General features: G+C 68.4%; 18 protein-coding genes. 12 read left to right on the top strand and 6 right to left on the bottom strand.

Annotation, left to right across the window (positions count from 1 at the left end; translation table 11 throughout):
• Positions 1 to 92: 92 nt before the first annotated feature.
• Positions 93 to 1,781 (bottom strand): class I adenylate-forming enzyme family protein, encoded by a 1,689-nt coding sequence (locus FHY04_RS08835; RefSeq protein WP_183936145.1) that lies wholly within the window; start codon positions 1,779 to 1,781, stop codon positions 93 to 95.
• 94 nt (positions 1,782 to 1,875) lie between these two features.
• Between FHY04_RS08835 and lgt the strand changes: the two genes are divergently transcribed.
• The 6 genes from lgt to FHY04_RS08805 all read left to right on the top strand — a co-directional run bounded on the left by lgt (position 1,876) and on the right by FHY04_RS08805 (position 7,640).
• On the top strand, positions 1,876 to 2,784 hold the full coding sequence (gene lgt, locus FHY04_RS08830; protein WP_409349152.1) for a prolipoprotein diacylglyceryl transferase: 909 nt from the start codon (positions 1,876 to 1,878) through the stop codon (positions 2,782 to 2,784).
• Positions 2,785 to 2,927: 143 nt separating this feature from the next.
• A complete protein-coding gene (locus FHY04_RS08825) occupies positions 2,928 to 3,980 on the top strand; it encodes a class I SAM-dependent methyltransferase (protein ID WP_183936143.1) in 1,053 nt (350 codons plus the stop codon).
• Positions 3,977 to 4,486 carry a GNAT family N-acetyltransferase gene (locus FHY04_RS08820; RefSeq protein WP_183936142.1) on the top strand — a complete coding sequence of 170 codons (510 nt, stop codon included), beginning with the start codon at positions 3,977 to 3,979 and terminating at the stop codon, positions 4,484 to 4,486. The genes FHY04_RS08825 and FHY04_RS08820 overlap by 4 nt, the downstream gene beginning before the upstream one ends.
• Positions 4,487 to 4,786: 300 nt before the next feature.
• The gene (gene pgeF, locus FHY04_RS08815; protein ID WP_183936141.1) at positions 4,787 to 5,551 is read left to right on the top strand and encodes a peptidoglycan editing factor PgeF; all 765 of its coding nucleotides are present in this window, start codon (positions 4,787 to 4,789) and stop codon (positions 5,549 to 5,551) included.
• A 76-nt stretch (positions 5,552 to 5,627) separates the two neighbouring features.
• The gene (locus FHY04_RS08810; protein WP_373928262.1) at positions 5,628 to 6,971 is read left to right on the top strand and encodes a cystathionine gamma-synthase family protein; all 1,344 of its coding nucleotides are present in this window, start codon (positions 5,628 to 5,630) and stop codon (positions 6,969 to 6,971) included.
• Positions 6,972 to 7,121: 150 nt separating this feature from the next.
• Positions 7,122 to 7,640, top strand: a complete 519-nt coding sequence (locus FHY04_RS08805) for a phosphoribosyltransferase (protein WP_031440516.1) — start codon at positions 7,122 to 7,124, stop codon at positions 7,638 to 7,640.
• A 118-nt stretch (positions 7,641 to 7,758) separates the two neighbouring features.
• On the opposite strand, the gene murA is transcribed toward FHY04_RS08805, so the two are convergent.
• Entirely contained in the window at positions 7,759 to 9,042 is a 1,284-nt protein-coding gene (murA, locus tag FHY04_RS08800; RefSeq protein ID WP_031440515.1) for a UDP-N-acetylglucosamine 1-carboxyvinyltransferase, read from the bottom strand.
• A 121-nt stretch (positions 9,043 to 9,163) separates the two neighbouring features.
• Between murA and FHY04_RS08795 the strand changes: the two genes are divergently transcribed.
• Entirely contained in the window at positions 9,164 to 9,952 is a 789-nt protein-coding gene (locus tag FHY04_RS08795; RefSeq protein ID WP_081874263.1) for a Crp/Fnr family transcriptional regulator, read from the top strand.
• A 54-nt stretch (positions 9,953 to 10,006) separates the two neighbouring features.
• Here the strand turns inward: FHY04_RS08795 and clpS are convergent, their stop codons facing one another.
• The 3 genes from clpS to FHY04_RS08780 form a co-directional block, all read right to left on the bottom strand.
• Complete coding sequence (gene clpS / locus FHY04_RS08790) at positions 10,007 to 10,393, bottom strand: ATP-dependent Clp protease adapter ClpS (protein ID WP_221211699.1); 387 nt, start codon at positions 10,391 to 10,393, stop codon at positions 10,007 to 10,009.
• Positions 10,394 to 10,631: 238 nt separating this feature from the next.
• Positions 10,632 to 11,540, bottom strand: coding sequence for a phasin family protein (gene phaP / locus FHY04_RS08785; protein WP_183936140.1), 909 nt, complete (start codon positions 11,538 to 11,540; stop codon positions 10,632 to 10,634).
• Between the two features lie 133 nt (positions 11,541 to 11,673).
• Positions 11,674 to 13,431, bottom strand: a complete 1,758-nt coding sequence (locus FHY04_RS08780; protein ID WP_183936139.1) for an alpha/beta hydrolase — start codon at positions 13,429 to 13,431, stop codon at positions 11,674 to 11,676.
• Positions 13,432 to 13,817: 386 nt separating this feature from the next.
• Between FHY04_RS08780 and FHY04_RS08775 the strand changes: the two genes are divergently transcribed.
• Both FHY04_RS08775 and FHY04_RS08770 read left to right on the top strand, forming a co-directional pair.
• Positions 13,818 to 15,026 carry an LL-diaminopimelate aminotransferase gene (locus FHY04_RS08775; protein ID WP_166746410.1) on the top strand — a complete coding sequence of 403 codons (1,209 nt, stop codon included), beginning with the start codon at positions 13,818 to 13,820 and terminating at the stop codon, positions 15,024 to 15,026.
• A gap of 434 nt (positions 15,027 to 15,460) precedes the next feature.
• Entirely contained in the window at positions 15,461 to 15,889 is a 429-nt protein-coding gene (locus FHY04_RS08770) for a thioesterase family protein (protein WP_166746411.1), read from the top strand.
• Positions 15,890 to 15,893: 4 nt separating this feature from the next.
• On the opposite strand, the gene FHY04_RS08765 is transcribed toward FHY04_RS08770, so the two are convergent.
• Positions 15,894 to 16,388 (bottom strand): helix-turn-helix domain-containing protein, encoded by a 495-nt coding sequence (locus FHY04_RS08765; RefSeq protein WP_183936138.1) that lies wholly within the window; start codon positions 16,386 to 16,388, stop codon positions 15,894 to 15,896.
• 131 nt (positions 16,389 to 16,519) lie between these two features.
• On the opposite strand from FHY04_RS08765, the gene FHY04_RS08760 reads away from it, so the two are divergent.
• The 3 genes from FHY04_RS08760 to FHY04_RS08750 all read left to right on the top strand — a co-directional run bounded on the left by FHY04_RS08760 (position 16,520) and on the right by FHY04_RS08750 (position 21,811).
• On the top strand, positions 16,520 to 18,640 hold the full coding sequence (locus FHY04_RS08760) for a bifunctional (p)ppGpp synthetase/guanosine-3',5'-bis(diphosphate) 3'-pyrophosphohydrolase (protein ID WP_031394869.1): 2,121 nt from the start codon (positions 16,520 to 16,522) through the stop codon (positions 18,638 to 18,640).
• Between the two features lie 304 nt (positions 18,641 to 18,944).
• On the top strand, positions 18,945 to 20,756 hold the full coding sequence (locus FHY04_RS08755; RefSeq protein ID WP_183936137.1) for a DUF885 family protein: 1,812 nt from the start codon (positions 18,945 to 18,947) through the stop codon (positions 20,754 to 20,756).
• A 62-nt stretch (positions 20,757 to 20,818) separates the two neighbouring features.
• Entirely contained in the window at positions 20,819 to 21,811 is a 993-nt protein-coding gene (locus FHY04_RS08750) for a glycosyltransferase family 2 protein (RefSeq protein ID WP_183936136.1), read from the top strand.
• Positions 21,812 to 22,295: the final 484 nt, after the last annotated feature.

Raw genomic sequence — 22,295 nt, 5'->3', positions numbered from 1 at the left:
ATCCAGAGTACCAAAACGCACCGCCGCTGGACCCTGGGTCCTGACGTTCGTCAGGATGACGCAAGAAGCGAGCTATCCCAACGACACCCCCCTCAGACCATCCCCCGATACCGCTCCCGGATCGTCACCTTGTCGATCTTCTCCGTCCCCAGCCGCGGCAGCGGCGCGTCGGCGATCCAGACCCGCTGCGGCACCTTGAACGCCGCGATATGCTGGTGGAGGAACGCGCACAGATCGTCCGGGGTCAGCGTCTCGCCCTCTTGCAGCACCACCACCGCGCCCGGCACCTCGCCGAACCGCTCGTCCGCCAGCCCGAACACCGCCGCCTCCGCCACCGCGGGGTTCTGGTACAGCGCCGCCTCGACCTCCTGGCACGAGATATTCTCGCCGCCGCGGATGATGATGTCCTTCTTGCGGTCGACGATGAACAGATAGCCGTCCTCGTCGAGAAACCCGATATCCCCCGTCCGGAAATAGCCGTCCGCGGTGAACGCCGCCGCGGTCGCCTCGGGCCGGTTCCAATATTCCTTGAAGTTGCACACGCTGCGGATGCCCACCTCGCCGCGCACCCCCGCGGGCTGCGCGCGCCCGTCATCGTCGAGGATCGCGAGATCGACCAGCGGCGCGCTCGCCCGCCCCGCCGAATTGGGCTTGGCGATATAATTGCTCCGCCAGTTGCCCGTCCCCACCGCATTCGTCTCGGTCAGCCCGTAGCCGATCAGCGGCGCGCTTCCGCCCATTTCCTCGCCCAGCCGCCGGACATGCTCGACCGGCCGCGGTGCGCCCCCCGCGGCGAAATCGGTCACCGTCGACAGGTCGTAATCGCCGCGATCGGGGTGGTTGAGGATCTCGAAGCTCATCAGCGGCACGCCGACGAAATAGGTCACGCCCTCCGCCTCGATCAGCCGCATCGCCTCGCGCGCATCCCATTTGGGCATCAGCACCAGCTTGCGCCCCATCGCGAAGCTCTGCAGGAACACCGGCACCTCGCCGGTGATGTGGAACAGCGGGATCGTCAGCAGCGTGACCGGCTGGCCGACCGGCGGATTGCCCTGCGCGGTGGCGATGCCGAGCATCATCATCGCCTGCCCCAGATAGTTGAAGATCGCCTGGATGATCGCGCGGTGATCGCACAGCGCGCCCTTCGACTGGCCGGTCGACCCGCTGGTGAACAGGATCGTCGCATGGTCGTCGGGCCCCAGCGGCGGCAGCGCGACGCCGACCGGGTCCTCCTTCAGCAGCACGTCGAGCGCGATTCGCAGCGGCAGCGTGTCGTCGATCCCGATCACCGGCGTCGCCAGCCCGGCGATCTGCGCCAGACGCTTCACGCGCGGCGGATCGGCGAACACCATGTTGCAGTCGACGTCGCGGATCGCCGCCTCCAGCTCGTCCGACTGCCACCAGCCGTTCAGCAGCGTCGCGACCCCGCCGGCCATGATGATGCCCATGTACAGCACGATCCACGACGGCGAATTGCGCATCGCGATGCCGATCCGGTCGCCGCGCTGGATGCCGTGCGCGGACACCAGCGCGCAGGCGACGCGCTCGGCGGCGTCCTCGACCTCGGCGAATGTCAGCCGCTCGTCACCTGCGACCAGGAACACCTGGTCGCGGTGCTCGCCGGCATAATGCGCGAAATAGGCGTTGAGCGCGGGCGGCGCGACCGCGATCGTCGGCAGCGTCACGCCGAACCGCTCGATCGATCCGAGCCCGAGCATTCCCCCGGGCGCGGTCAGCGCCGCCATCGTCGAATCCATCGCCGCGTCTAGCTCGGTCCGCATCTCACTCTCCCTCTGGACTTATGGCCCCGGTCTTATCGCCTTGGTCTTATCGTCACCGCTCATTATGCAGGCGCGAACGCGTGGGGAAAAGCCATTGATCCTGTCGACCTTAGCCGCCGTAGCCGGTGGCCTGCTTAGCCCCGCTACGGGCCAACATATCCGGTTCGAGGACCTGGGGCTCCACCCCGACGTCTTCTCGATCGGCTTCTTCACGCTGCGCTGGTACAGCCTTGCCTATATCGGCGGGATCCTGCTCGGCTGGTGGTATCTGCTGAAGCTGCTTGCCCAGCCCGGCGCACCGATGGCGCGGCGTCATGCCGACGACCTCGTCTTCTACGCGACGCTCGGCATCATCCTCGGCGGGCGGCTCGGCTATGTACTGTTCTACGCGCCCGAGATGATCCTGCGGCCGTTGCGCATTCTCCGGCTCTGGGACGGCGGCATGTCGTTCCACGGCGGCGTCATCGGCGTGTCGCTCGGGCTGATCCTGTTCGCGCGCAAGCACAAGCTCAACTGGCTGCGCGTCCACGACTATATCGCCTGCTGCGTGCCGTTCGGGCTGTTCTTCGGGCGGCTCGCCAACTTCGTCAACGGCGAGCTCTGGGGCAAGCCGACCGACGTCGCCTGGGGCATCGTCTTCGCGCGCACCGTCCCCTTCGGCATGATCGAACCCGCCCGCCACCCGAGCCAGCTCTACGAGGCGGGGCTCGAAGGCCTCGCGCTCTTCGCCCTCCTCTGGTTCGCCTTCTGGAAGACCAAGGCGCGCTATGACCCGGGCAAGCTCGTCGGGCTGTTCGTGCTCGGCTACGGCCTCGCGCGCTTCACCGTCGAATTCTTCCGCGAACCCGATTCGCAGCTGCGCGCCTTTGCCGAGAAGACCGGGCTCCACATGGGCCAGTGGCTCTGCGTCCCGATGATCCTCGGCGGCCTCTTCCTGATCCTCACCGCCGCCCGCCGCCGCATCCGCGTCGAATCCATCGCCGGCTCGCAGAGCGTCGCGTAACGGACACCACCCTCACCCTCATCCCCACCCCGGCGAAGGCCGGGGCCCAGTTGGGAAGGCCCAGGTGACGAGCGTGCTGCCCCCCGTCATCACCGTCCCCCGACTGGGCCCCGGCCTCCGCCGGGGAGGTAGAGAAGTACATGATGACTGACACCACCCCCGACACCGCCCTCCCCGAACGCCTCGCCCGCGCGATCACCCTCGCCGGCCCCGTCCCCGTCGCGCAGTACATGGCCGCCGCCAACGCGCATTATTACGCGACCCGCGACCCGCTCGGCACAGCGGGCGACTTCACCACCGCGCCCGAGATCAGCCAGATGTTCGGCGAGCTCATCGGCCTGTGGTGCGCCGACCTGTGGGACCGCGCCGGCCGCCCGGACATTGCCTGGGTCGAGCTCGGCCCCGGCCGCGGCACGCTCGCCGCCGATGCCTTGCGCGCGATGGCCAAGGCCGGCCTGACGCCCCCCGTCCATTTCGTCGAGACCAGCCCCGCGCTCCGCACCGCGCAGGCCGAGCGCGTCCCCGCCGCGACCTGGCACGACACGATCGATACGCTGCCGACCGAGCTTCCGCTGATCGTCGTCGCGAACGAATTCTTCGACGCGCTGCCGATCCGCCAGTTGCTGAAGCGCGAGGACGCCTGGCACGAACGCCTCGTCGCCGCGCAGGACCTGCTGTTCCTCCCGATCGCGGGCAAGCCGCTTCCCGACGCGGTCATCCCCGAGCCCTTCCGCGACGCGCCCGCCGGATCGATCATCGAGACCGCGCCCGCCGCGGTCGGCATCGTCCGCACGCTCGCCAAACGCCTCGTCGCACAGGGCGGCGCGCTGCTCGCGATCGATTACGGCTATGAAGGCCCCGCGCTCGGCGACACGCTCCAGGCGGTCCGCGCGCACGCCTTCGCCAACCCGTTCGAGGCACCGGGCGAGCACGACCTGACCGCGCATGTCGATTTCACCACGCTCGCCGCCGCCGCGCAGGCCGATGGCGCGGTCGCCTGGGGCCCCGTCGCACAGCGCGACCTGCTCGGCGGGCTCGGCATCGACACGCGCACGTCCGCACTCGCCAAGGCCTCACCCGACCGCGCCGAGGCGCTCGCCGCCGACCGCCGCCGGCTGATGGACGACATGGGGTCGCTGTTCAAAGCGCTCGCGATCACGTCGCCCGGCTGGCCCAACCCGGCCGCCTTCGCGTGATCACCTACCGCGACGCAGTCCCCGCCGACGGCCCCGCGCTCGCCGCGATGGCGCGCGCGTCGTTCACCGAGACGTTCGGCACGCTCTACCGCCCGCAGGATCTCGCCGCGTTCCTCGACCAGGCGTTCGGGCCGCAGGGCCTGCCGTCGCAGATCGGCGACCCTGCCTTCCGCATCCATATCGCGCTCGACGAGGGTGCGGTCGTCGGTTTCGCGAAGACCGGCCCGGTCGCCTTCCCCGGCGACTGGCCCGCCACCGCGGTCGAGCTCTACCAGCTCTATGTCCGCGCCGACCGGCACGGCGCCGGCGTCGGCCCCGCGCTGATGGACTGGGCGCTCGCCACCGCGCGCGCCGACGCCCGGACCGAGATGATCCTCAGCGTCTATGTCGACAACCACCGCGCCCACCGCTTCTACCAGCGCTACGGCTTCACCGAGATCGGCCGCTACGTCTTCATGGTCGGCGAGAAGGCGGACGACGACCGCATCATGCGCCTGGCGCTGTGACGCGGCGCGCCGCCCCCAAACCTCACCCCGGCGAAGGCCGGGGCCCAGTTGGAACGTCCCCGGTAATGAAGCACCACCCCCCGTCACCACCGTCCCCCAACTGGCCCCCGGCCTCCGCCGGGGTGGTGCAACACGCCAGCGCCCCGCTCCAGATTCCCAACCCAGCCCCCACCCCGGCGAAGGCCGGGGCCCAAGTGGAACGTCCCCGGTAATGAAGCGTCGCCCCCCGTTACAACCGTCCCCCAACTGGGCCCCGGCCTTCGCCGGGGTGGTGCTGGACTACAGACAGGACATCCGAGCATGACTCCCGCCCCCACCCCCATCCGCGCAAAATCCCTCGCCCTCATCCCCCACGGCTTCCTCACCCGCACCGGCGGAGTCTCGACCGGCGCCTATGCCAGCCTCAACGCCGGCACCGGCTCCGACGATTCCCCCGCCGCGATCGCCGAAAACCGCCGCCGCGCAACCGACGCCGTCAGCCCCGGTGCGCAGCTCGTCGGCCTCTACCAGATCCACTCCGCCGAGGCGGTGACGATCACCGCCCCCGTCGACGACACATTCCGCCCGCGCGCCGACGCGCTCGTCACCGACCGCCCCGGGCTCGCGCTCGGCATCCTCACCGCGGACTGCGCGCCCGTCCTCTTCGCCGACAGCGAGGCGGGGATCGTCGGCGCCGCGCATGCCGGCTGGCAGGGCGCGCTCGGCGGCGTCACCGACGCGACCCTGCTCGCGATGGAAGCGATCGGCGCGCGCCGCGACCGGATCGTCGCCGCGGTCGGCCCGTGCATCGCGCGCGCCAGCTACGAGGTCGACACCGGCTTCCTCCGCCGCTTCTGCGAGGCCGATCCCGAGAACGAACGCTTCTTCGCGGATGCCCGCACCGACCATTACCAGTTCGATCTCGAGGCCTATGTCGTCAACCGGCTCGCCGCCGCGGGGGTCGGCCGGGTCGAGGCGCTCGGCCGCGACACCTACACCGAAGACGACGCCTTCTTCAGCTATCGCCGTGCGACCCATCGCGGCGAACCCACTTATGGTCGCCAGATCAGTATCATCGGCCTCTGACGCCTCCCCAAACCGGCTGCGCATCGCTAGGCTCGCCGCATCGGCCCGCACCAGACGGGTCATGCAGGAGCCTAGAATGTCCGATACCCCGACCCCCACCGGCATGCCCGCCGAGACCGAAGCCGACCTCACCGGCGTCGCCGCGCGCGTCGCCCCCAAGCCCGAGGTCGAGAAGATCGGCGGCCGCAAGCTGAAGCCCTCGACGCTGATGATGGGCCATGGCTACGACCCGTCGCTGTCCGAAGGCTCGCTCAAGCCCCCGATCTTCCTCACCTCGACCTTCGTCTTCCCCAATGCCGCCGCGGGCAAGCGCCATTTCGAGGGCGTCACCGGCAAGCGTCCGGGCGGTGCCGAGGGCCTCGTCTATTCGCGCTTCAACGGCCCCAACCAGGAGATCCTCGAGGATCGCCTCGGCGTCTGGGAAGAGGCGGAGGACGCGCTCGCCTTCTCGTCCGGCATGTCCGCGATCGCCACCTTGTTCCTCGCGATGGTCAAGCCCGGCGACACCATCGTCCATTCGGGGCCGCTCTACGCCGCGACCGAGACGCTGATCGGCCGCGTGCTCGGCAAGTTCGGGGTCAAGTGGCTCGACTTCCCCGCCGGCGCCACGCGCGAGGAGATCGACGCGGTGATGACCGAGGCCGCGACCGGCAATGTCGCGCTCATCTATCTCGAAAGCCCCGCCAACCCGACCAACGCGCTGGTCGATGTCGAGGCGGTCGCCGCCAGCCGCGACGCGATCTTTGGTGACGAAAAGCCGCCGATCGCGATCGACAACACCTTCCTCGGACCGCTCTGGTTCCAGCCGCTCAAGCACGGTGCGGACATCGTCGTCTATTCGCTGACCAAATATGTCGGCGGCCATTCGGATCTCGTCGCCGGCGGCGTGCTCGGCACCAAGGCGCACATCAACACGATCCGGACGATGCGCAACACGATCGGCACGATCACCGATCCCAACACCGCGTGGATGCTGCTGCGCAGCCTCGAGACGCTCGAACTCCGCATGAGCCGCGCGGGCGAGAATGCGGCCAAGGTCTGCGCCTATCTGCGTCATCACCCCAAGGTCGAGCGCGTCGGCTATCTCGGCTTCCTCGCCGACGAACCCGGCGCCGAGCGTCAGGCCGACATCTATCGCCGCCACTGCACCGGCGGCGGCTCGACCTTCTCGCTCTACCTGAAGGGCGGCGAGCGCGAGAGCTTCGCCTTCCTCGACGCGCTCAAGATCGCAAAACTCGCGGTCTCGCTCGGCGGCACCGAAACGCTCGCCAGCCACCCCGCCGGCATGACGCACCTCTCGGTCCCCGACGCGCGCAAGCAGGCTTTGGGCATCACCGACAACCTGGTGCGCATCTCGATCGGCGTCGAGGATGCCGACGACCTGATCGCCGACTTCACGCAAGCCCTCGAAGCGATCTGACCAACCGGGCGCCCGCTAAAAACGGCGGGCGCCCCCCCTTCCCGTCATCCTGACGAAAGTCAGGACCCAGAGCCAAGCAAACCCGCCCTACCCGAACCCGATCCGAACACCGGCTGGCCCCAGCGCCCCCCACCCGTTAAAGCGCAACGGATGCCGATCTTCACCCCCATCCCGCAGGACGACTTCGTCGCCGCGATCCACACCCTCGCCGCACAGCTTCGCGCGGACGCCGACTGGACCCCCGATTTCATCATCGGCATCGGCCGCGGCGGCCTCGTCCCCGCGGTCTTCCTCAGCCACGCGATCGGCCTCCCGACGCTCTCGGTCGACTATTCGAGCCAGGTCGAGGATTTCGCCGACCAGCCGCTCGTCAAGCTCGCCGCGCGCACCCAGTCGGGCGAGCGCCTGCTGTTCCTCGACGACATCAACGATTCGGGCCGCACGATCACCCATCTGCGCACCGCCCTCGCCGCCGCAGGCGCGACGCCCGGCGCGATCCGCTTCGCGACTTTGATCGACAATCTCAGCTCCGCCGAACGCATCGACTACACCGCGCGCACGATCGACCGCCGCGACACCAAGGACTGGTTCGTCTTCCCCTGGGAAGCCGTCGCCCCCGCCACCACGATCGAACACGACGCCGCCGAAGTCCCCGACCGCATCGCCTGACGCGCGGCACCCGCCACCCCTTCCCGTCATCCTGACGAAAGTCAGGATCCAGAGTTACAGACGCCGCGCTTAATGGCTCTGGATCCTGACTTTCGTCAGGATGACGGCGGAAAGAGCCTCACCCGTCGCTGGCCCGCTCGATATCCGCACCGACCGCGCTCAGCTTCTCCTCGAGCCGCTCATACCCCCGGTCGAGATGATACACCCGCCCGACCGACGTCTCCCCATCCGCCGCCAGCCCCGCCAAAATCAGGCTCATCGACGCGCGCAGGTCGGTCGCCATCACCGGCGCGCCGACCAGCTTGTCGACGCCGCGCACCACCGCGGTGCGGCCGCGCACCTGGATGTCCGCGCCCATCCGCGCCAGCTCGGGCACGTGCATGTAACGGTTCTCGAAGATCGTCTCGGTCAGCACGCTCGCGCCGTCCGCCTTGCACAGCATCGCCATGAACTGCGCCTGCATGTCGGTCGCGAACCCCGGATAGGGCGCGGTCGACAGCGTCAGCGGCTGGAGATGCCCGTCCGACGCGACGCGGATGCCGTCCTTGGTCGGGGTGACGCTCACCCCCGCCTCGACCAGCGCGTCGAGCGTCGCGCCCATGTCCGACGCGGTCACGCCGGTCAGCTCGAGGTCGCCGCCGGTGATCGCCGCGGCACAGGCATAGCTGCCCGCCTCGATCCGGTCGGGCATCACCGCATAGGTCGCGCCGTGCAGCCGGTCGCGGCCCTCGATCGTCAGCGTCTCGGTGCCGATCCCGTCGATCGACGCGCCCATCGCGACGAGGCAGCGGCACAGGTCGACGATCTCGGGCTCGCGCGCCGCATTCTCGATCACGCTGGTTCCGCGCGCGAGCACGGCGGCCATCACGACATTCTCGGTCGCGCCGACCGACACGATCGGGAAGCGGTAGCGTCCCCCCGTCAGCCGCCCGCCGGGCGCGGTCGCCTTCACATAGCCCGCCGCCATCTCAAGCTCGGCGCCGATCGCCTCGAGTGCGCGCAGATGCAGGTCGATCGGCCGGTTGCCGATCGCGCAGCCGCCGGGCAGCGACACCGTCGCCTCGCCGCCGCGCCCGAGCAGCGGCCCGAGCACGAGGATCGACGCGCGCATTTTCCGCACGATGTCGTAGGGCGCCTCGGTCGAGGTCAGGTTGCCCGCGCGGATCGTCATCACCCGCCCGAAATCCTCAGGGCGCGTCCCCTGGATCGCGGTCGACGCGCCCAGCTGGTTGAGCAGATGCCCGAACCCGTCGACGTCGGCCAGCCGCGGCAAATTGCGCAGCGTCAGCGGCTCCTCGGTCAGCAATGCGCAGGGCATCAGCGTGAGCGCGGCGTTCTTCGCGCCGGAAATGGGCAGGCGCCCGGTCAGGCGGTTGCCGCCGCGAATGAGAATACGGTCCATCCCCGGCTGTCTATCGCCCCGCACGATCCGCGCAAGCCCGGCCGCGTGGCGGGCCTGTGTCCGCAGGCGCGCATGGCGGTCAACCAAATGCGGCTCATACCGGCCCTATTGATCGACTTTAATGCGTAAAATCGGGGGGTTTGCTCTGTGGAGCAACGACGGGGAGCCGATCACAGTGCCGCACAGCTGCTTCGCCGAACGTCTCGGCGATTACATCACCTTGACCGAGAGCGAGACGACGGCACTGACGCGCCTCGAGGAGCGCCCGCGCGACCTGCGCCGCGGCACGATCCTGCTGCGCGAGCACGACCCGATGGCCGAGCTCTTCATCCTCCAGCGCGGCATGGCGATGAGCTATGTCCTGCTCGACGACGGCAGCCGCCAGATCCTGCGCTTCCTGTTTCCCGGCGACATGCTCGCGGTCTCGGCTTTGGTCTATCGCGACTCGCCCGAGACGATCGTCGCGATGACCGACCTGACCGTCTGCCCGTTCGACCGGACGCTGATGGCTGGGCTGCTGACCGAACATCCGCGGCTCGCCGCGGTCATCATGGTGATGAACCAGATGGAAAAGGTCGCGCTGACCGACCGGCTCGCCGCCCTCGGCCGGACCTCGGCCAAGGTCCGCGTCGCTGCGCTGCTGCTCGAGATCCGCAACCGCATCCGGCTGACCGGACAGGCCGCGACCACCGATTTCGCGCTACCGCTCACGCAGGAGGAGATCGGCGACGCGACCGGGCTGACCGCGGTCCATGTCAACCGCATGCTGCGCCAGCTTGAGGAGGACGGGCTGATCGCGCGTGGTGCTGGCCGCGTGTCGTTCACCGACGAGACCGCGCTGCTGCGCGCCGCCAATTACGTGAACCGGTTCGACGGTCTCGACCTGCGCTGGCTCCCGCCCGCGCGCTGACCACCCTGGCCCGGCGGGGGGCCCAGCGCCCGACGCGCGCTCAAAGCCGCGCGATCAGGCCTTTTCGAGCGTGCACTGCAACGGGTGCTGGTTCTGCTGCGCGAAATCCATCACCTGGCTGACCTTGGTCTCGGCGACTTCGTAGCTGAACGTCCCGCACACGCCGACGCCCTTCTGGTGGACGTGCAGCATCACCCGCGTTGCCGCCTCCATGTCCATGCGGAAGAAGCGCTGCAGGCACAGCACGACGAATTCCATCGGCGTGTAATCGTCGTTGAGCATCAGCACCCGGTACGGCGTCGGCTGCTTGGTGCGCGACCGCGTCTTGGTCGCGATGCCGACATTGCCCCGGTCATTGCCGCCGCAATCCCCGTTGCCATCCGAATTCCCGTCTTCGGCACGGATCCCATCTTCAACACGGCTATAGCGTCGCTCGGTCATCGTCATCGGAACCAGTATTTTCGGTGTCAGCGCCATGACGTGAAAATATGGCACCTGATGGTCGAAGAGCAAGCCCCGCCCGCTAAAAGGGCAACCTATGAGGCCCGGCAAAAGGGCCCGTCACAAGCGCCCGGAACAAGCGACACGCAAAAGGGGCAGGCAGGGGATCCCCTGCCCGCCCCTCCCGTCTCGCGTCCGGCCGGAGACGGCGCGCGTGGCGCCGACCCCGGTCACCGGCTCAGTTGGCGATCTTCAGCTTCTCGGTCGCCAGCGCGACCCGGTTGGACAAAGGCTGCGTGATCTCGCCCGCCATCTTCATCATCATCTCGGTCGAACGCGCGCTGTCCGCGATCAGCGTGTCGAACGCGGTGCGCATGTAATCGCCCTGCAGCTTCATGAACTCGGTCGGCGACTTGGCCGCGGCGAGCGTCTTCATCGCCTCGGTCGCGCCCTCGAACGATGCCTTGGCATAGGCCGAAACCTCATGCCCCAGCGTCTCGGCGCCCTTGGCGGCGATCTTCGACGATTCGACGATCGCCTCGATATTGCCCTTGGCGAACGCATTGGCGTCCTCGAACGCGGCCGCGCTCTTCTCCATCGCGCCCTTCGCGCGGGTCGAGAGGTCGGCGAACATTGCCTGGGTCTTTTCGATCGTGCCGGTGTCGAAATTCATCATGCCATCCTTTCCTGTACGCGCCGCTCCGACGGGAACGACGATGTCTGCTGGTGTCGAAACGGGTGTTGCAAGCGGCACTGCGACGCCGGTCACGGCGGGCGGCACCTCGTCGGTGCTCACGGGCTGCGCGTCGTCGGACGCGGCGGTCTGCGGCTCGTCGGGGCTTGCGGGCTGCGCGGCGATGTCCGCCGCAGCAATCCCCGCCGCCCCCTCGACCGCGGCGACAGCCATCTCGGGCACAGTCTCGGGAGGTGCCACGGGCGCGGTCTCGGGCGGTGCGATTTCGAGGGCTTGCACGGCTGCCGGAGCCGGCTCGACGATCGGGGTAGGCTCCGCGACCGGGGCCGTCTCAACCGCCGCGACCATCTCGGCCGGGGGCAACGCGACGGGCTTGGCGACTCGCTTGGCGCGTGCCGGCGCGACGGATTTGACCGTCCCGCGATCGCCCGACTTCGAACCAGACCCCCGCATCACATCTGCCCCCGCCTTATCGTGTTGCGTCGCAATATATCACAGTTGCAACACCCCGACAATCGTCATTGTGCAGTGCAATATATTCCCCGATTCAACGTGTTGGTTAACGGGCGCTGGATGCGGCCTTAGCTTACCGCATCCGCACATAGTCTCCCGGCGACTCGCCAAGCGCGGGCAGCGCCCCTTCGCCCGGGATCCGCGCCCCCGTCGCCGCGACCGTTTCGTCCCCCATCGCGCGCAGCCACGCGACCCAGTCGGGCCACCAGCTCCCCTTGGTCTCGACCGCCGCGGCGACGAACGCGTCGAGGCTCGCCGGCGCGTCGGTGCTGGCCGGATCGAGCGTCCAATATTGATATTTCCCCGCGGCGGGCGGGTTGACCACGCCCGCGATATGCCCCGACCCCGCCAGCACGAAGCGGACCGGCCCCGACAGCGCGGTCGTCAGCTTCCACACGCTCGCCGCCGGCGCGATATGATCCTCGCGCCCCGCCTGGACATAGGCCGGCGTCGTCACGCGGCCGAGGTCGACCGGCGTGCCGTCCACCACCATCGCGCCCGGCTCGACCAGCAAATTGTCGCGGTACAGGTCGGTCAGATAGGCCTTGTGCCATTTCGCCGGCAGGTTGGTCGTGTCGCCATTCCAGTGGAGCAGGTCGAACGGCACATAATCCTTGCCGAGCAGATAGTTGTTGGTGACGTAATTCCAGATCAGGTCGCGCCCGCGCAGCAGGTTGAACGTCGCCGCCATGTAGCGCCCGTCGAGAAACCCCTCGGGCGACAGCGTGCCGAGCAGCGCGATCTGCTCGTCGTCGATGAAATGCGCGAGCTCGCCCGCATCCGCGAAATCGACCTGGGCTGTGAAGAACGTCGCGCTCGCGACGCGGTCCGCCTGCCCCCGCGCGCTCAGCACCGCCAGCGTCGCGGCCAGCGTCGTCCCCGCCACGCAATAGCCGATCGTATGCACCGCGGGCACGTCGAGCAGGCCGCGCACCGTCTCGATCGCCTCGATCTGCGCGGCGACATAATCGTCCCAGATCACGTCCTTCATGCTCGCATCGGCGGACTTCCACGACACCATGAACACGCTCAAGCCCTGCTCGACCGCCCAGCGGATGAAGCTCTTCTCGGGGTTCAGGTCGAGGATGTAGAAGCGGTTGATCCACGGCGGAAAGATCACCAGCGGCGTCACCTGCACGCGCTCGGTGGTCGGCACATAGTGGATCAGCTCGTACAGCGGCGTGCGCAGCACGACCTTGCCCGGCGTCATCGCCAGGTTGCGGCCCAGCTCGAAACTGCCCTGCGCGGTGTGGCTGAGCTGCCCGCGGCCGATGTCCGCCATCATGTTCTGCAGCCCCTGCAACAGGTTGGCGCCGCGCGTCTCGATCGTCTTCTCGATCACCTCGGGATTAGTCAGCGCGAAATTGGTCGGGCTCATCGCATCGACGAAGCCGCGCGTCGCAAAGCGCAGCTGCTCCTTCTGCCGCGGCTCCAGCCCCTCGACCGCGTCGACGCTGCGCAGCATCTGGTCGCCGATCGTCTGGTAACTCTGCCGGATCAGGTCGAACACCGGCTCGCGCCACTGCGCCGCCTTGAACCTCTTGTCGGTCGCAGGCCCGGGCTCGGGCGGGGGCGCCGCGCCGCCCCCCGCGGGCACCAGCATCTGCTGCCACAGCGCAAACCCGTCGCGCCAGAAATCGCGCACCCGCGACAGCGTCGCCGGATCGTTGAACCCCGGCACCACCATAGCCTCCGGCACTGCCGCATCGAGCGGCGCGGTGATCGCATCGAGCCCCTGCGCCATCATCATCTGCTGCGCGCGCCCCATCACCCAGGTCCAGTGCTGCAGCTCGGCCAGCGTCGGTGCGGCAATCCCCGGCGTCTCGGACATGGGCAACCTCTCCTTTTGCCCAAGCCTAACCCACTCCCCCACCCGGCGAAAGCACCCAGCAACCCTCCCGCCCCCCCTTCCGTCATCCTGACGAAAGTCAGGACCCAGAGCCAAGCAGCGTACACGCCCGCCGCTCTGGATCCTGGATCAAGTCCAGGATGACGACGTGGAGAGCGACCGCCCGCCCCAAAAAACCCGTCATCCTGACGAAAGTCAGGATCCAGAGCCAAGCAGCGTACACGCCCGTCGCTCTGGGTCCCGGGTCGAGCCCGGAATGACGAAGAAGGGCAGGCACCCCCCACCTTTCCCACCAGAACCCAAACGCGGTGGATGACGCCCCCCGCGGCATACGGTACAGCACCCCTTCCTCCAGCTCGGGGCCGATCATGTCCGACGATTTCTACCGCATCAAACGCCTGCCACCCTATGTCATCGCCGAAGTGAACGCGATGCGGGCGGCGGCGCGGGCGGGCGGCGAGGACATCATCGATCTCGGCATGGGCAATCCCGACCTGCCGCCGCCCGAGCACGTCATCGCCAAGCTCGTCGAGGTCGCCAGCAAGCCCGGCGCGCACGGCTATTCGCAGTCGCGCGGCATTCCCGGTCTCCGCAAGGCACAGGCCAATTATTATGGCCGCCGCTTCGGCGTCGATGTCGATCCCGAGACCGAGGTCGTCGTGACGATGGGCTCGAAGGAAGGGCTCGCCAGCCTCGCCACCGCGATCACCGCGCCCGGCGACGTCGTGCTCGCGCCCAACCCCTCCTATCCGATCCACACCTTCGGCTTCATCATCGCCGGCGCGACGATCCGCGCGGTGCCGACCACCCCCGACGACGCCTATTTCGAGAGCCTCGAGCGCGCGATGGCGTTCACCGTGCCGCGCCCGTCGATCCTCGTCGTCAACTATCCGTCCAACCCGACCGCGGAAGCCGTCGACCTCGCCTTCTACGAACGGCTCGTCGCCTGGGCGAAGGAGAACAAGGTCTGGATCATCTCCGACCTCGCCTATTCCGAGCTCTATTACGACGGCAATCCGACCCCCTCGATCCTCCAGGTCAAGGGCGCCAAGGACATCGCGATCGAGTTCACCTCGCTTAGCAAGACCTATTCGATGGCGGGCTGGCGGATCGGCTTCGCGGTCGGCAACAAGACGCTGATCGCGGCGATGGCCCGGGTGAAGAGCTATCTCGACTACGGCGCCTTCACCCCGATCCAGGCCGCCGCCTGCGCCGCCCTGAACGGCCCGCAGGACATCGTCGCGCGCAACCGCGAGCTCTATCACAAGCGCCGCGACGTGCTGGTCGAAAGCTTCGGCCGCGCCGGCTGGGACATCCCCTCGCCGCGCGCCTCGATGTTCGCCTGGGCCCCCTTGCCGCCCGCGCTCGCGCATCTCGGCAGCCTCGAATTCACCAAGCAGCTCCTCACCCACGCGCACGTCGCGGTCGCGCCCGGCGTCGGCTATGGCGAGAATGGCGAGGGCTATGTCCGCATCGCGATGGTCGAAAACGAACAACGCCTCCGCCAGGCCGCACGCAACGTGAAGCGCTACCTCCAGAGCATGGGCGTCAACACCCCCGCCCAGGGCGCCGGCTGACCCGCACCCCCACCCGTCATCCTGACGAACGTCAGGACCCAGAGCCAAACAGCACCCCGCCCGCAGCTCTGGGTCCCGGGTCAAGCCCGGGATGACGGCGTGGAGAGCAGCACCCCCTCCCCAAACCGTCATCCCCGCGCAGGCGGGGATCCAGACCGGCGAACGCCCGCGAGTCCAGCCGCACCCGCATAGACTATGGATCCCCGCCTCCGCGGGGATGACGGAGCGGGTGGCCATACCTCCGCCCGCCCTGCTGACGGTTCGGACAAACATGCCCCCACCCCAAACCGTCATCCTGACGAAAGTCAGGATCCAGAGCCAAACAGCACCCCGCTGCGGCTCTGGATCCTGGATCAAGTCCAGGATGACGGCGGGAAGAGCAGCCCCCCCCGAAAGGTTGACGCCACCCCCCGCCCCAGCCATCCCCCAAAGCCATGACCCGCCCCGGCTTCGCCTTCTCCACCACCCTGCGCGTCCGCTACGCCGAGATCGACGGGCAGAAGATCGTCTTCAACTCGCGCTATCTCGAATATGCCGATGTCGCGATCACCGACTTCTGGGACTGGAGCGGGATCGCCGCCGCGGTGCCCGGCTGGGACGACACCGAATTCAACGTCCGCCGCACGGAGATCGACTATCTCGCGCCCTTCCGCCTCGGCGACACGATCGCGGCGCATGTCCGGATCGAGCGGGTCGGCACGTCGAGCCTCACCAAGCGGATCGAGCTGACGCATGCCGAAACCGGCGCGCTCCACACGGTGATCACGATGGTCAGCGTCCATGTCGATCTCGCGACCGGCCGCCCCGCACCCCTGCCGCCCGCGATCCGCGACCATATCGCGCGGCTCGCCACCCCCGCCTGACCGCTCAGTCCGTCGCGCCGATCTCCCCCGGCAGCGCCCAGATCAGATCGCCCCGGCCCAGCACGCGGCCGTCATGCGCGCGCACCGCGACCTGTTCGATCGGCTGCCGGTCGCGCGCATCGACCAGGATCGGGAAGGCCGGGATCCGCGTCTCCCACCGCTCGCCCCATTGCCTGAGCGCGATCATCGTCGGCAGCAGCGCAAAGCCCTTTTCGGTCAGGCCATAGGCGATCTTGCGGCGATCCTCGGGCAAGGGCCGCCGCGCGAGGATGCCGTGCTCGACCAGCCGTGCGAGCCGGTTCGCCAGGATGTTGCGCGCGATGCCGAGCTCGGCCTGGAATTCCTCGAAATGATGCAGCCCGTTGAACGCCGCGCGCAGGATCAGGAACGACCAGCGCTCCCCCATCGCCTCGAGCGCCGCCGGCAGGCTGCATTCGCACAGCGGCTCGCGCAAAATTCCCGGCGAAACTCCCCGCGAAATCCCCCCCGAAATCCCCATCGTCCCGGCTCCCCCCGACCCCGGTCTAGCCTATAGCATTCCGCCGCGCGATGCGCTCATCGAGTGCGTCTATCACGGTGACCAGACGCTTTTGGTTGCAAAGCAACACGCTGCGGCCCCATCTATGTTCCGTGTTGCGCCAATATGAACTCGTCGATCGAGTCCTCGATTACGATCCCGATGCCGACGAGGCCCTGCTGAACCGCGCCTATGTGTTTTCGATGCAGGCGCACGGGTCGCAGAAGCGTGCGAGCGGCGATCCCTATTTCAGCCATCCGATCGAGGTGGCGGGCATCCTCACCGACCTGCATCTCGATGACGAGACGATCGCCACCGCGATCCTCCACGACACGATCGAGGATACCGTCGCCACGCCCGAGGAGATCACGCGGCTGTTCGGCCCGTCGGTCGCGCGGCTGGTCGACGGCGTCACCAAGCTCAGCAAGATCGAGGCGCAGACCGAGAACGAGCGCGCCGCGGAGAACCTGCGCAAGTTCCTGCTGGCCATGTCCGACGACATCCGCGTGCTGCTGGTCAAGCTCGCCGACCGGCTGCACAACATGCGCACGCTGCATCACATCGCCAAACCCGAGAAGCGCCGTCGCATCGCCAAGGAGACGATGGACATCTACGCGCCGCTCGCCGAGCGGATCGGCATGTACGAGTTCATGCGCGAGATGCAGACGCTCGCCTTCGAACAGATCGAACCCGAAGCCTCCGAATCGATCAACCGCCGGCTCGAACAGCTGAAGGACGGCGACGGCAACCGCATCGCCAAGATCGCCTCGGGGCTCAAACTCGTGCTGTCGCGCGCCGGCATCGAGGCGGAGGTCGCGGGGCGCGAGAAGCATCCCTATTCGATCTTCCGCAAGATGTCCGAACGGCACATCAATTTCGAACAATTGTCCGACGTGATGGCGTTCCGCGCGATCGTCCCGACCGAGGCGGACTGCTACGCCGCGCTCGGCATCATCCACCAGCGCTGGCCGATGGTGCCCGGCCGGTTCAAGGATTACATCTCGACGCCCAAGCGCAACGGCTATCGCTCGCTCCACACCAGCGTGATCCATGCCGACAATGCGCGTATCGAGATCCAGATCCGGACCGAGGCGATGCACGCCCAGGCCGAATTCGGCCTCGCCGCGCACTGGGCCTACAAGCAGAAGAGCGGCGGCCAGACGATCGGCGGCGGCGAGCATCAGGTCAGCTGGATCCGCGACCTGGTCGAGATCCTCGACACCGCCGAAAGCCCCGAGGAGCTGCTCGAACACACGCGGATGGCGATGTACGCCGACCGCATCTTCGCCTTCACCCCCAAGGGCGAGCTGATCCAGCTGCCCAAGGGCGCGACGCCGATCGACTTCGCCTATGCGGTCCACACCGATCTCGGCGACCAGGCGGTCGGCGCGAAGATCGACGGCCGCGTCGTGCCGCTCTCGACCGTGATCGAAAACGGCAACCAGGTGCAGATCCTGCGCTCGAAGGGCCAGTCGCCGCAACCGCACTGGCTCAACGTCGCGACCACCGGCAAGGCGCTCGCCGCGATCCGCCGCCATCTGCGCCACAAGGAGCGCGTCGAGCAGGAGGCACTCGGCCGCACGCTGTTCGACGACATCGCCTCGCGCCTCCCCGCCCCGATCGGCCCCGACGCGACCGAGCCCGCGCTCAAGCGGCTGAAATTCGCCGACGAGGGCGCGCTGATGGTCGCGATCGCGCGCCGCACCGTGTCCGACGAACAGGTGATGGAGGCGCTGATGCCGGGCTCGACCGGTGCCGATCTCGGCCATGCGGTCGCCCCGCAGTCGAGCGCGATCTCGATCAAGGGGCTGACGCCGGGCGTCGCCTATGACCTCGCGACCTGCTGCCACCCGGTGCCGGGCGACCGCATCGTCGGGCTGCGCCGTCCCGATGCGGGGATCGAGGTCCATGCGATCGACTGCCGCGTGCTCGCCGAACTCGCCGAGCGGACCGAGAACGAGACCGACTGGGTCGACGTCGCCTGGGGCGAAAAGACCGAAGGCGCGGTCGCGCGCATCTCGGTGATGGTCAAGAACGAGCCCGGCTCGCTCGGCGTGGTCGCGTCGATCATCGGCACGCACATGGCCAACATCATCAACCTCCGCCTCGACACGCGCGACACCAGCTTCCACACCAACGAGATCGACGTCGAGGTCCACGACATCCAGCAACTCATGCGCCTCATGGCCGGCCTCCGCGCCGCCGACGCCGTCAACACCGTCGAACGCGTCTAACCGCCACTCCACGCCGTCCCCCGCGCCATCCCCTCTCCGTCATCCCGACGAAAGTCGGGACCCAGAGCCCAGCAACACCACCGCCCGCGGCTCTGGGTCCAGGGTAAAGCCCGGGATGACGAAGGGGAAAGCTCACCCCCCTCCCCACCGTCATCCTGACGAAAGTCAGGACCCAGAGCCAAACAGCACCACCGCCTGCAACCCTGGGTCCCGGGTCAAGCCCGGGATGACGAAGAAGCCCCCCGCGCTTGCCCCGCAAAAATCCCCGGCTACTATCCCCCCAACACCCCGGGGGACCCATCACATGAACCGTCGCGCCTTCCTCTCGTCCGCGAGCATGCTCGCCACCCTCGCCCTCGTCCCGCGCGCCGCCCTCGCCGCCGGCGCCACCCCCGGCGACGCGAAGCTCGACGCGCTCCTCACCTCGATCTTCGACGCGAACCTCAAATACGCCCCCGAATTCGCCACCCAGCTCGGGCTCGACAAGGGCGCGAATGCCGCGCTGAAAAGCCGGCTCGGCGATTACACCCCCGGCGCGGTCAGGGCGAACCTCGCGCGCACCACCCGCGCGATCGCGCAGATCGAGGCCGTCGCCCCCGCCACGCTCTCCGACGCCGGCCGCCTCAACCGCGAGGTCGTGCTCTATTCGCAAAACCAGCAGCGCACCGCCGCCGAAAAATTCGGGCTCGGCTCCCCCACCAACCCCTATGTCATCAGCCAGCAGGACGGCGCCTATTTCGACGTCCCCGATTTCCTCGACAGCGCGCACACGATCAAGACCGCCGCCGACGCGGACGCCTATTGCGCGCGCCTCGACGCGTTCGCGACCGCGCTCGACGGCGACACCGCGACGCAGGCCGAGCGTGCGAAACGCGGCCTCGTCGCCCCCGGTTTCTCGCTCGACCTCGCGCTCGGCCAGATGGCGGCGCTCCGCGCGCCCGCGCCCGCGCAGAGCGGTCTCGTCACCTCGGTCGCGACGCGCAGCAAGGCCGCCGGGCTGACCGGCGACTGGGACCGCCGCGCCACCGCGCTCGTGACAGACAAAGTCTATCCCGCGCTCGACCGCCAGATCGCGCTGGTCAAGCAGCTCCGGACCAAGGCCCGCGCCGAGGCCGGGCTCTGGGCGGTCCCCGGCGGCGACGCGATCTACGCCGCCGCGCTCGCGCAGGCGACCACCACCAACTTCACCCCCGACGAGGTCCACAAGCTCGGCCTCGACCAGGTCGCGCAGATCGGCGCCGAACTCGACACCATCCTCAAGGCGCAAGGCCTGACCAAGGGCAGCATCGGCGCACGCCTCGCCGCCTTCAACGCCACCCCGGCACAGCTCTATCCCGACACGCCCGCCGGCCGCACCGACCTCATCGCCGGGCTCAACACCGGGCTCGCCGCGATGCAGGCCAAGCTCCCCCAGGCGTTCATAAACCCGCCGTCCGCCCCGCTGCAGATCCGCGCGGTCCCGACCGATATCCAGGACGGCGCCTCGAACGGCTATTACCGGCTCGCCGCGCTCGACGGCTCGCGCCCCGCCATCTACTTCATCAACCTGAAAAGCGTCGCCGACTGGCCCAAATACACGCTCCCCTCGCTCACCTATCACGAGGGCGTGCCGGGCCATCACCTCCAGCTCAGCCTCGTTGCCGGGCTCGACACGCCGCTATTGCGCAAATTCTCGTTCTTCGGCGCCTATGTCGAGGGCTGGGCGCTCTACGCCGAACAGCTCGCCGACGAGCTTGGCGGCTATGCCGGCCCGATCGAACGCGCGGGCTATCTCCAGTCCTTCCTCTTCCGCGCCGCGCGCCTCGTCGCCGACACCGGCATCCACGCCAAGCGCTGGACGCGCGAACAGGCGACCGACTATTTCGTCGACACCGTCGGCTTCGCCCGCCCCCGTTCGCAGCGCGAGATCGAGCGTTACTGCACGATGCCGGGCCAGGCCTGCAGCTACAAACTCGGCCACATCAGCTGGCTCCGCGCCCGCGACACCGCGAAGAAGATCCTGGGCGACAGGTTCGACGTGAAGCAGTTCCACGAAGTCCTGCGCGACGGCGCCGTCCCCCTCACGATCCTCGAACGCCTCGTCGAAGCCCGCGCCACCGCGCTGGCCAAGGCCTGACGCTTAATCCTCCCCCAAGAACAAACGATGACGCCGCGCAACTGGGCGGCTAGAGAGCGGGGATGCACCGTCCCGCGCTCTCCGTCGTCGTCCCCTGCTATAACGAGGCCGCCTGCCTCGACCTCCTCCACGCGCGCATCTCCGGCGCGGCGCAGAGCGCGGTCGGCGACGATTACGAGATCGTCCTCATCAACGACGGCTCGCGCGACGACAGCTGGTCCGTCATGCAGCGTCTCGCCACCGCCGATCCGCGGCTCGTCGCGATCAACCTGTCGCGCAACCACGGGCATCAGCTCGCGCTCACCGCCGGACTCGACCTGTGCGCGGGCGAGCAGATCCTGATCATCGACGCCGATCTCCAGGATCCCCCCGAGCTCCTCCCCCAGATGCGCGCCGCGATGGCCGAGCAGCAGGCCGACGTCGTCTACGCGGTCCGCCGCCAGCGCGCGGGCGAGACCGTGTTCAAGAAGGCCACCGCCGCCGCCTTCTACCGGCTGCTGACCAAGATGACCGACACGCCGATCCCGGTCGACACCGGCGATTTCCGGCTGATGAGCCGGCGCGCGCTCGACGCGTTCCTGTCATTGCCCGAACAGGCGCGCTTCATCCGCGGCATGGTCGCCTGGATCGGCTTCCGCCAGGTGCCCTTCGCCTATGACCGCGCCGAGCGGCATGCGGGCGAGACCAACTATCCGCTCGCCAAGATGATGCGGCTCGCCTTCGACGCGGTCACCGGCTTCTCGACCGCCCCCCTGCGCTTCGCCAGCCATGCCGGCCTCGCGCTCACCGGCGTCTCGCTGCTGCTGTTCGTCTATATCGCGATCGGCTGGCTCTCGGGCAGCGCGGTGCAGGGCTGGACCTCGACGATGCTGGTGACGGTGTTTCTGGGCGCGGTGCAGATGTTCGTGCTCGGCATGATCGGCGAATATCTCGGCCGGCTGTACGTCGAATCCAAACGCCGCCCGCTCTACATCGTCGCCGACATCGCCGGCCCCATCCAGGGCAAGGCCACGCTGGGCTTCCGCGCCGAACCCACGGAAACCCCCCTCAACTAACCAAAAAGCCCCTCCCCTTCAGGGGAGGGGTTGGGGTGGGGCCCCACCCCGCAAGCACCGGCTCGCAAAGTCCCCGTTCGTGCTGAGCGAAGTCGAAGCACCCCCCGGCACGCACCCTACACCTGAGCCCCCACCCCGACGAAGGCCGGGGCCCAGGTGGGAAAGCCAGAGTAACGAAGCGCAACGCCCGTCAGCACCGTCCCCCAACTGGACCCCGGCCTACGCCGGGGAGGAATTGGCGAGACGTCACGGGCGAAACCCACCCAACTACAGCACCACCCCCCGTTCGTGCTGAGCGAAGTCGAAGCACCGCCCGGCACGCACCCTGCACCTGAGCCCCCACCCCGGCGAAGGCCGGGGCCCAAGTGGGAAAGCCAAAGTAACAAAGCGCAACGCCCGTCAGCACCGTCCCCCAACTGGACCCCGGCCTCCGCCGGGGAGGAATTAGCGAGACGTCACGGGCGAACCAAACCCAACCGCAGCA

The organism is Sphingomonas sp. BK481 (assembly GCF_014194875.1).
Taxonomy (GTDB): Bacteria; Pseudomonadota; Alphaproteobacteria; order Sphingomonadales; family Sphingomonadaceae; genus Sphingomonas; species Sphingomonas aerolata.
The sequence above is the reverse complement of the archived record's forward strand: the minus strand, read 5'-3'. Positions and strand labels throughout refer to the sequence as shown.

Bases quoted from the DNA above. Each gene is read 5' to 3' on its own strand.
- FHY04_RS08835 (WP_183936145.1), bottom strand. From the start codon at position 1,781: ATGCGGACCGAGCTAGACGCGGCGATGGATTCGACGATGGCGGCGCTG.
- FHY04_RS08825 (WP_183936143.1), top strand. From the start codon at position 2,928: ATGACTGACACCACCCCCGACACCGCCCTCCCCGAACGCCTCGCCCGC.
- pgeF (WP_183936141.1), top strand. From the start codon at position 4,787: ATGACTCCCGCCCCCACCCCCATCCGCGCAAAATCCCTCGCCCTCATC.
- FHY04_RS08810 (WP_373928262.1), top strand. From the start codon at position 5,628: ATGTCCGATACCCCGACCCCCACCGGCATGCCCGCCGAGACCGAAGCC.
- FHY04_RS08805 (WP_031440516.1), top strand. From the start codon at position 7,122: ATGCCGATCTTCACCCCCATCCCGCAGGACGACTTCGTCGCCGCGATC.
- murA (WP_031440515.1), bottom strand. From the start codon at position 9,042: ATGGACCGTATTCTCATTCGCGGCGGCAACCGCCTGACCGGGCGCCTG.
- FHY04_RS08795 (WP_081874263.1), top strand. From the start codon at position 9,164: ATGCGTAAAATCGGGGGGTTTGCTCTGTGGAGCAACGACGGGGAGCCG.
- clpS (WP_221211699.1), bottom strand. From the start codon at position 10,393: ATGACCGAGCGACGCTATAGCCGTGTTGAAGATGGGATCCGTGCCGAA.
- phaP (WP_183936140.1), bottom strand. From the start codon at position 11,540: ATGCGGGGGTCTGGTTCGAAGTCGGGCGATCGCGGGACGGTCAAATCC.
- FHY04_RS08780 (WP_183936139.1), bottom strand. From the start codon at position 13,431: ATGTCCGAGACGCCGGGGATTGCCGCACCGACGCTGGCCGAGCTGCAG.
- FHY04_RS08775 (WP_166746410.1), top strand. From the start codon at position 13,818: ATGTCCGACGATTTCTACCGCATCAAACGCCTGCCACCCTATGTCATC.
- FHY04_RS08770 (WP_166746411.1), top strand. From the start codon at position 15,461: ATGACCCGCCCCGGCTTCGCCTTCTCCACCACCCTGCGCGTCCGCTAC.
- FHY04_RS08765 (WP_183936138.1), bottom strand. From the start codon at position 16,388: ATGGGGATTTCGGGGGGGATTTCGCGGGGAGTTTCGCCGGGAATTTTG.
- FHY04_RS08755 (WP_183936137.1), top strand. From the start codon at position 18,945: ATGAACCGTCGCGCCTTCCTCTCGTCCGCGAGCATGCTCGCCACCCTC.
- FHY04_RS08750 (WP_183936136.1), top strand. From the start codon at position 20,819: ATGCACCGTCCCGCGCTCTCCGTCGTCGTCCCCTGCTATAACGAGGCC.